This window comes from Haloechinothrix alba, assembly GCF_900188115.1.
Taxonomy (GTDB): domain Bacteria; phylum Actinomycetota; class Actinomycetes; order Mycobacteriales; family Pseudonocardiaceae; genus Haloechinothrix; species Haloechinothrix alba.
Genome location: NZ_FZNW01000016.1, coordinates 113,471 through 122,156, shown reverse-complemented (window position 1 = coordinate 122,156; position 8,686 = coordinate 113,471). Strand labels below are relative to the sequence as shown.

6 protein-coding genes are annotated in these 8,686 nt (G+C 69.9%); 4 read left to right on the top strand and 2 right to left on the bottom strand.

Annotated features, from left to right (window positions below; genetic code table 11):
* Positions 1-437 (bottom strand): DUF222 domain-containing protein (locus CHB84_RS16270; RefSeq protein WP_141134713.1); only part of this gene is annotated, 437 nt, incomplete at its 3' end.
* Between the two features lie 129 nt (positions 438-566).
* Here CHB84_RS16270 and CHB84_RS16265 point away from each other — a divergent pair.
* On the top strand, positions 567-866 hold the full coding sequence (locus tag CHB84_RS16265) for a thiamine-binding protein (protein ID WP_089302469.1): 300 nt from the start codon (positions 567-569) through the stop codon (positions 864-866).
* A gap of 79 nt (positions 867-945) precedes the next feature.
* Here the strand turns inward: CHB84_RS16265 and rpmB are convergent, their stop codons facing one another.
* Positions 946-1,137, bottom strand: coding sequence for a 50S ribosomal protein L28 (gene rpmB, locus CHB84_RS16260; RefSeq protein WP_089302488.1), 192 nt, complete (start codon positions 1,135-1,137; stop codon positions 946-948).
* 171 nt (positions 1,138-1,308) lie between these two features.
* Here rpmB and CHB84_RS16255 point away from each other — a divergent pair, with 171 nt between their 5' ends.
* The 3 genes from CHB84_RS16255 (at position 1,309) to CHB84_RS16245 (ending at position 8,677) form a co-directional block, all read left to right on the top strand.
* Positions 1,309-2,964 carry a DAK2 domain-containing protein gene (locus CHB84_RS16255; protein ID WP_089302468.1) on the top strand — a complete coding sequence of 552 codons (1,656 nt, stop codon included), beginning with the start codon at positions 1,309-1,311 and terminating at the stop codon, positions 2,962-2,964.
* 5 nt (positions 2,965-2,969) lie between these two features.
* Entirely contained in the window at positions 2,970-5,126 is a 2,157-nt protein-coding gene (gene recG, locus CHB84_RS16250; protein ID WP_089302467.1) for an ATP-dependent DNA helicase RecG, read from the top strand.
* Between the two features lie 176 nt (positions 5,127-5,302).
* A complete protein-coding gene (locus CHB84_RS16245; protein ID WP_089302466.1) occupies positions 5,303-8,677 on the top strand; it encodes a pyruvate carboxylase in 3,375 nt (1,124 codons plus the stop codon).
* Positions 8,678-8,686: the final 9 nt, after the last annotated feature.

Genomic DNA, 8,686 nt, shown 5'->3' with positions numbered 1-8,686 from the left:
TCGTCCTCCACCGTGTCGGTCGCCTCGACCACCCGGCCGGCGGCAGCCGCCTCGATCTGACCGGCTTCCATCGCCGCCAACACCCGCGGCATGCGGGCGGTGAGCTGGCGAGACCGGTGCAGCCGCAGCGCCGCCGTGTGCCGCGAGACCCGCAACTCCAGCGCGGCCTCATCAGCCACATACCGGTCACCACCGCGCAGCTCGTCCAGCCGGGCCAGGGCGTGCGCCTCGATCGCATCGGTATGCGCCCGGATCCGGCGGGCCGCGGCCAGCGTCTCGATCACCTGCTCCGCACTCAACCCGGCGACCTGCTCGCCGGTGAACGTGCGGCACCGGATCTCGGCCTGCTCGGCGGGCGTGAACGCGACCGCAGGCGCCTGCCCGGCCGGGACGAACATCACCCCAGCCGGACCAACCACCTGCACGAACTCCGACACACCCACAGCATATCGCACACACGTTCGACCACCCCGCAACGACACGCCGACCACACACAGGCACCCGACCCCTCCACAACCTGCGTCAAGGTGGCGGCGAGCGCCCGAGGAACCTGGCAGAGTGAACGCATGATCGTAGCGTTCAGCATCAGTCCGGGCGTGGCCGACGAGCACGGCAGCGCTGGTGAAGCCGTGGCCGAGGCCGTGCGTGTGGTCCGTGAGTCGGGTCTGCCCTACGAGACCAACGCGATGTTCACGAACCTGGAGGGGGATTGGGATGACGTGATGGCGGTGATCAAGCGTGCCGTCGAGGTGGTCTCCGCCCGCTCACCCCGTGTGGGTCTGGTGCTCAAGGCGGATATCAGGCCCGGATACGAGGATCAGCTCCAAGCCAAGGTTCAGCGGATCGACGAGTACCTGGACGGCTGAGCGACCTGACGCCGGGCATGAGTCGGCCCGGGCACGTGATCGGTGCCCGGGCCGCTGAACAGACTTGGAGATCGCGGCGTCAGCCCTGCGCGACCTTGCCTCCCTTGATGCAGGAGGTGCACGCCTTGATCCTCTTCTTGTTCGAACCATCCGACTTCACATGCACGGTCTGGATGTTCGGGTTCCACCGGCGGTTGGTACGCCGGTGCGAGTGAGAGACCTGCTTACCGAAGCCCGGCCCCTTGCCACAGACGTCGCACACGGCAGCCACGTCGAACACTCCTTCAGACTAGGGAAATCGAATACGCCTCGTGGCGTATCAGGCACCTTGGACAGCGTAGCCGGTGCGGATCCGGCGCCGGTAGCGGGGTCGATAAGCTCACGGAACGGGCTGGGCCCGAGGTGAACACACCGTGATCGACACGACGAGTCGAGGGTAGGGATGCAGGCGTTGCGCGTGGCCGAGGTATCGGCGTGGGCCGCTGCCTGTGTCCGCAGCCTGGAGGGGCTGCGGGCAGATATCGACAGCATCAACGTCTACCCGGTGGCCGACTCGGACACCGGGTCGAACCTGGTGCACACCATCACAGGCGCCCACGAGGCGCTCGCGCACTCGAATCCGGAGGCAGCGGGACGTGCGCTGGACACGCTGGCCCGTGGCGCGATCGCCGCGGCGCGCGGCAACTCCGGGGTGATCCTGTCGCAGGCATTGCGTGGCATGGCCGAGGCGTGCCGGTCCAGGGAAGCGGTGGATACGGAGACCCTGATCAGCGGACTGATCCACGCCGACCGGCTGGCGACGGAAGCTGTGGTTCGCCCGGTCGACGGCACCATGCTGACCGTGCTGCACGCCGCTCGGCGGGGCGCCGAAGCCGAGTACGACCGCACCGGTGCGCTGGAGCGGACCGTGACGGCCGCGGCTACCTCTGCCGCGGAGGCACTGAAGCGCACGCCCAGCCAGCTGGCGGTGCTCGCCGAGGCAGGCGTGTTCGACGCCGGTGGGCGCGGGGTGCTTGCGGTACTGGACGAGCTCGTCGCCGTGGTGACCGGCCACTCCGCGTGCGCTCGGCCGGAGTTCGCCGTGGATGCCTCGCGTGGCCCCGCACGGAGCCCCGCGCAGCGCGCGGCGTCGACGGTGTCGTCCCAAGGGACGGCGAGCGCGCAGCCGTGGGAGGTGATGTACCTGCTGAACGGCGCGAGCGAGGCCGCCTTGCCTGCACTCCGTGACGAGCTCAGCGCGATCGGGGACTGCGTGACCGTCGCAGGCGACGGTGCGGGAAGCCACGCGGTACATGTGCACTGCGCCGACATCGGTGCCGCGCTCGAGGCAGGGTTGCGCGCGGGACATCCGCATCAGGTGCGTGTGGAGTCCCTGGCACCGCAGGAGCCGATGGTCGACAGTGGTCAGGTGCGCCAGCCGCGCGCCGTGCTGGCATTGGTGGAAGGTGAGGATCTGGCGAAGCTGTGCAGCCAGGCAGGGGCACGGGTGCTGGCCGCGCACGGCGGCGTGCTTCCCGGTACCGAGCGAGTGCAGCGGTTGATCACGCAGCTGGCCGCCGCGCACACCGCCGTTCTGCCTGCGGGACCCGAGCTGACCAGGGTCGCGGAGTCGACTGTCGAGGCGTTCGACCGCGTGGACCGCGACGTGGTTGTCGTCCCGTGCTCCTCGCCGGTGCAGGTGCTCGCCGCGCTCGCCGTGCATGACAGCGGCAGGCGCGCGCACGACGATGTGGTGGCCATGGCCGAGGCCGCAGCTGCGACCCACCGGGGGGAGGTGAGCGTGGCGAGTCAGGACGCGATCACCTGGGTCGGTCGTGTCGCGGCAGGCGATGTCGTGGGTTTCGTCGATGATGAGGTCGTGCGGATCGAGCAGTCCGGCGAGCAGCTCGACGATGTGCTTGCCGATGTGGCGATGGAGGTGCTGGAGCGCTTGCTCGGCGTACGAGGTGAGCTGGTCACCGTGCTGCTCGGCGCGCAGGCGCCGGAAGGGGTGGACGTCGAGCTCGGGCGGCGGCTGCGTGCCGCGCATCCCGAGGTGGAGTTCGTCGCCTACCACGGTGGCCAGACCGACAGCGTCCTGACGATCGGTGTGGAGTAGAGCAAGTGAGTACGTTGCGTGACGAGCTGACGCCCCTCATCGGGTCGAAGTCGGCCAAGCCGCTCGCCACGGCGCTGGACATCACCACGGTCGGCGACCTGCTGCGGCATTACCCGCGCCGGTATGCCGAACGGGGCGACCTGACAGAGATCGCCGGGCTCGAGACCGGCGAGCACGTCACCGTGCTGGCCCGCATCACGCACGCGGCACGTCGCCAGATGCGGTCCCGCTCGGGCCACATCCTCGAGGTCCGTATCACCGACGGGTCCCGTGAGCTGACATGCGCCTTCTTCAACAGGACCGGATGGCTGGCCAAGCAGCTGCAGCCCGGCAGGCAGGGCCTGTTCGCGGGTAAGGTAACCGCGTTCCGAAACCGGCTGCAGCTGGCGCACCCGGAGTTCGAGCTGTTCGACGAGCACACGAGCGACGTTGCCGTCGACGAGTTCGTCGGGGAGATCATCCCGGTCTATCCTTCGGCCGAGGGCTTGCCCTCGTGGACCATCGACCGCTGCGTGCAGCAGGTACTCACGACCCTCGAGATCGGCGAGGACCCGTTGCCTGCCGAGGTGCGCGCCGAGCACGGGCTCGTCGACCTCGAGACGGCGCTGCGCGCCATCCACCGGCCACCGGACTGGGAGGCGCTGCGGCATGCCCGGCTGCGCCTGAAATGGGACGAGGCCCTCGCGGTCCAGCTGGTGTTCGCCGAGCGCCGCATGTCGGCCGTCGCGCGCACCGCGCCCGTATGCGAGCCGGTGGCCGGAGGGCTGGCCGACGAGTTCGACGCGCGGCTGCCGTTCACCCTCACAGCCGGCCAGCGCGCGCTCGGTAAGGCGATCGCCTCGGATATCGCCACGGACCGGCCGATGAACCGGTTGCTGCAGGGCGAGGTGGGCAGTGGCAAGACGGTCGTGGCGCTGCGCGCGATGCTGCAGGCTGTCGACGCGGGCAAGCAGGCCGCGTTGCTCGCGCCGACCGAGGTGCTCGCTGCGCAGCACGCGCGGTCGCTGGGTGAGCTGCTCGGTGACCTCGGTAATGCGGGGGAGCTGGGTGCGGCGGAGAACGCCACCAAGGTAACCCTGCTGACGGGATCGTTGCCTGCCAAGCGGCGGAAGCAGGCGTTGCTGGACGCCGCCAGCGGCGAGGCCGGCATCGTCGTCGGCACGCACGCGCTGATCCAGGAGCACGTCTCGTTCGCCGACCTGGGCCTGGTCGTCGTCGATGAGCAGCATCGCTTCGGTGTCGAGCAGCGTGACGCGCTGCGTAGCAGAGGGGCCGAGTTCACAAGCCCGCACGTGCTGGTCATGACCGCGACACCGATCCCGAGGACGGTGGCGATGAGCGTGTACGGCGACCTGGAGGTCTCCGTGCTCGACGAGCTACCGGCGGGGCGGTCGCCGATTACGACAACGGTCGTGCCGGTCGCGGAGAAACCGTCCTGGCTGGAACGGGCCTGGCAGCGGGTGCGCGAGGAGGTTTCCGGCGGGAACCAGGTGTATGTCGTGTGCCCGCGCATCGGCGACGAGCCGCCGGCGGACACCGGGTCCAAGCGTCCCCCCGTCGCGGTTCTCGAGCTGGCGGAGGAGCTGGAGAACGACCAGCTCGCCGGCCTGCGGATCGGCGTGTTGCACGGCCGGATGTCCCCGGACGACAAGGACTCCACGATGCGCCGGTTCGCCGACGGCAAGCTGGACGTGCTCGTCGCGACGACCGTGGTCGAGGTCGGCGTCGACGTTCCCGCAGCGACCGTGATGCTGATCATGGATGCTGACCGGTTCGGGGTGAGCCAGCTGCACCAGCTACGCGGCCGTGTCGGCCGGGGATCGGTGCCGGGGTTGTGCCTGCTGGTCACCGAAGCGGTCGAGGGGACGAAGACCAGGCAGCGGCTCGGCTCTGTCGAGTCGACGAGTGACGGTTTCGAGCTCTCCCGGCTGGACCTGGAGCTGCGTAAGGAAGGGGACATCCTGGGTGCAGCGCAGTCCGGGAGCCGTTCCGCGCTCAAACTGCTGTCACTGTTGCAGGACGAGGAGATCATCGCCGCTGCACGCGACCTCGCCCAGGGAATCATCGCGCGGGATCCGTCCCTGGGGCACAACCTCGAGCTGGCGCATCTGGTGACCGACCTGGTCGGGCCGGAGCGCGCCGAGTTCCTGGAGAAGGCATGATCGGCCGCGCACGGTGACGACGAACCGGCGCGCACCGGTCGTCCGAGGAGCGAGATGGCGCGGCTCACCCTCCCCCCGAGGGGGTGGCACACTGTACTGTGCAGGACCGATTCAGTGTGCCGTGCGTCGCCGAGCTCGTCGTCGCGCCGTCAGGTAGTAGGACAGGAAGGACCGGCATGTTCCGTAAGGTGCTCGTGGCCAACAGGGGTGAAATCGCGATCCGGGCGTTCCGCGCGGGCTACGAGTTGGGGGCGGGTACGGTCGCCGTTTTTCCACATGAGGACCGGAACTCGCTGCACAGGCTCAAGGCGGACGAATCGCATCAGATCGGTGAGCCGGGGCATCCGGTTCGTGCGTACCTGTCGGTGGAGGAGGTGGTGCGGGCCGCGCTGAGCGCGGACGCGGACGCGGTCTATCCCGGGTACGGGTTCCTGTCGGAGAACCCGGACCTGGCTCGGGCGTGCGAGGAGGCCGGTATCACGTTCGTCGGGCCACCGGCCGAGATCCTGGAGCTGACCGGGAACAAGTCGCGCGCCGTGCAGGCCGCGCGCGAGGCAGGCATTCCGGTGCTCGGCTCGTCCCGGCCGTCGGACGATGTGGACGAGCTGGTGGCGGCGGCCGAGGAGATCGGTTTCCCGGTGTTCGTCAAGGCCATCGCCGGTGGCGGTGGGCGCGGGATGCGCAAGGTCACCGAGCCGGCCCAGCTGCGTGAGTCGATCGAGGCGGCCTCGCGGGAGGCCGAGTCGGCCTTCGGGGACCCGTCGGTGTTCGTCGAGCGGGCGGTGGTCAACCCGCGGCACATCGAGGTGCAGATCCTGGCGGACGGTACGGGTGAGGTAGTGCACCTGTACGAGCGGGACTGCTCGGTGCAGCGCAGGCACCAGAAGGTGATCGAGCTGGCTCCCGCGCCGAACCTCGCCCCGGAGCTGCGGGAGCGCATCTGCGCGGACGCGGCGCGGCTGGCCCGCCGGATCGGCTACCGCAACGCCGGCACCGTCGAGTTCCTCGTCGACGAGAGCGGTGAGCACGTCTTCATCGAGATGAACCCGCGGATCCAGGTCGAGCACACGGTCACCGAGGAGGTCACCGATGTCGACCTGGTGGCCGCGCAGCTGCGCATCGCGGCGGGGGAGTCGTTGGCCGATCTGGGGCTGACGCAGGACGTGATCTACCTGCGGGGGGCGGCGCTGCAGTGCCGGATCACGACCGAGGATCCGGCCAACGAGTTCCGGCCGGACGTGGGGATGATCAGCGCGTACCGCTCGCCGGGCGGTTCGGGGATCCGGCTGGATGGTGGTACCGCCTTCGCCGGGACGGAGATCAGCGCGCACTTCGACTCGATGCTGGTCAAGCTCACCTGCCGGGGTAGGGACTTCGACACGGCCGTGGCCCGTGCGCGGCGTGCTGTGGCGGAGTTCCGTATCAGGGGGGTGGCCACGAACATCCCGTTCCTGCGCGCGGTGCTGGATGATCCGGACTTCCGTGCGGGCCGCGTGACGACCTCGTTCATCGAGGACCGCCCGCACCTGCTTACGGCGCGGCGCTCGGCGGACCGTGGCACGAAGCTGCTGACGTACCTGGCCGATGTCACGGTGAACAAGCCGAACGGGCAGCGCCCGAGCCTGCCGGATCCGGCAAGCAAGCTGCCGCGCCTGCCGGAGGGTGAGCCGCCGTCGGGGTCGAAGCAGACTCTGGACCGGCTGGGGCCGGAGGGGTTCGCGCGATGGCTGCGGGAGTCGTCGACGGTGGGCCTGACCGACACGACCTTCCGGGACGCCCATCAGTCGTTGCTGGCCACCCGGGTGCGGACCAAGGACCTGGTCGCTGCGGCACCGGCCGTGGCGCGGACGGTGCCGCAGCTGCTGTCGCTGGAGTGCTGGGGCGGGGCCACCTACGACGTCGCGCTGCGGTTCCTGGCCGAGGATCCCTGGGAGCGGCTGGCCGCGCTGCGCGAGGCTGTGCCCAACATCTGCCTGCAGATGCTGCTGCGGGGCCGCAACACGGTCGGGTACACCCCGTACCCGACCGAGGTGACCGACGCTTTCGTCGCCGAGGCCGCCGAGACGGGCATCGACATCTTCCGCATCTTCGACGCGCTCAACGACGTGGAGCAGATGCGGCCTGCGATCGATGCGGTGCGCGCGACCGGCTCGGCGGTCGCGGAGGTGGCGCTGTGCTATACCTCGGATCTGACCGACCCCGGTGAGTCGCTGTACACGCTGGACTACTACCTGAAGCTGGCCGAGCAGATCGTCGAGGCCGGTGCCCACGTGCTGGCGATCAAGGATATGGCCGGGTTGCTGCGGGCGCCCGCGGCCGAGCGGCTGGTCTCGGCGCTGCGTACCGAGTTCGACCTGCCGGTGCACATCCATACCCACGACACCGCAGGCGGGCAACTGGCCACGTACCTCGCGGCGATGCGGGCCGGGGCCGACGCGGTCGACGGCGCGGTGGCCTCGATGGCCGGGACCACGTCGCAGCCCTCGCTGTCGGCGATCGTGGCCGCCACCGACCATTCCGCCCGGCCGACCGGGGTGGACCTGCAGGCCGTCGGCGACCTTGAACCGTACTGGGAGAGCGTGCGCAGGGTTTACGCGCCCTTCGAGGCCGGACTGTCCTCGCCGACCGGCCGGGTGTACCACCACGAGATCCCCGGTGGGCAGCTGTCCAACCTGCGCACGCAGGCCCGGGCCCTGGGGCTGGGCGACCGGTTCGAGGACATCGAGGCGATGTACGCCGCTGCCGACCGGATGCTGGGGCGGCTGATCAAGGTCACGCCCTCTTCCAAGGTCGTCGGCGATCTCGCGCTGCACCTCGTGGGCGCCGGGGTGTCACCGGAGGCCTTCGAGGCCGAGCCGAACAAGTACGACATCCCCGACTCGGTGATCGGGTTCCTGCGCGGCGAGCTGGGCGACCCGCCGGGCGGGTGGCCGGAACCGTTCCGCTCGCGGGCGCTCGAGGGTCGCGCCCCCGCGGGTGGTCTCGCCGAGCTGTCCGAGTCCGACAGCCGCGGCCTGACCGAGGACCGGCGCGCCACGCTCAACCGGCTGCTCTTCCCGGGGCCCGCCCAGGAGTACTCCGAGCACCGGCAGGCCTACGGCGACACCAGCGTGCTCGACAGCAAGGACTTCTTCTACGGGCTGCGGCCCGGCGAGGAGTACGCCGTGGACCTCGAACCCGGCGTTCGCCTGCTCATCGAGCTGGAAGCCATCTCGGAGGCCGACGAACGCGGCATGCGCACGGTCATGGCCACCCTCAACGGGCAGCTGCGTCCCATCCAGGTACGCGACCAGTCGGTGGTCTCCGAACTCCCCGCCGCGGAGAAGGCCGACAAGTCCAACGACCGCCACGTGGCCGCGCCGTTCGCAGGCGTGGTCACCCTCTCGGTCTCCGAAGGCGACACCGTGGAGGCAGGCGCGACCGTGGCCACGATCGAAGCGATGAAAATGGAGGCCGCGATCACCGCGTCCAAGGGCGGCCGGGTCTCACGCCTGGCGATCAACTCGGTCCAGCAGGTGGAAGGCGGCGACCTCCTCCTGGTCGTGGAGTGAGCGTGCGGA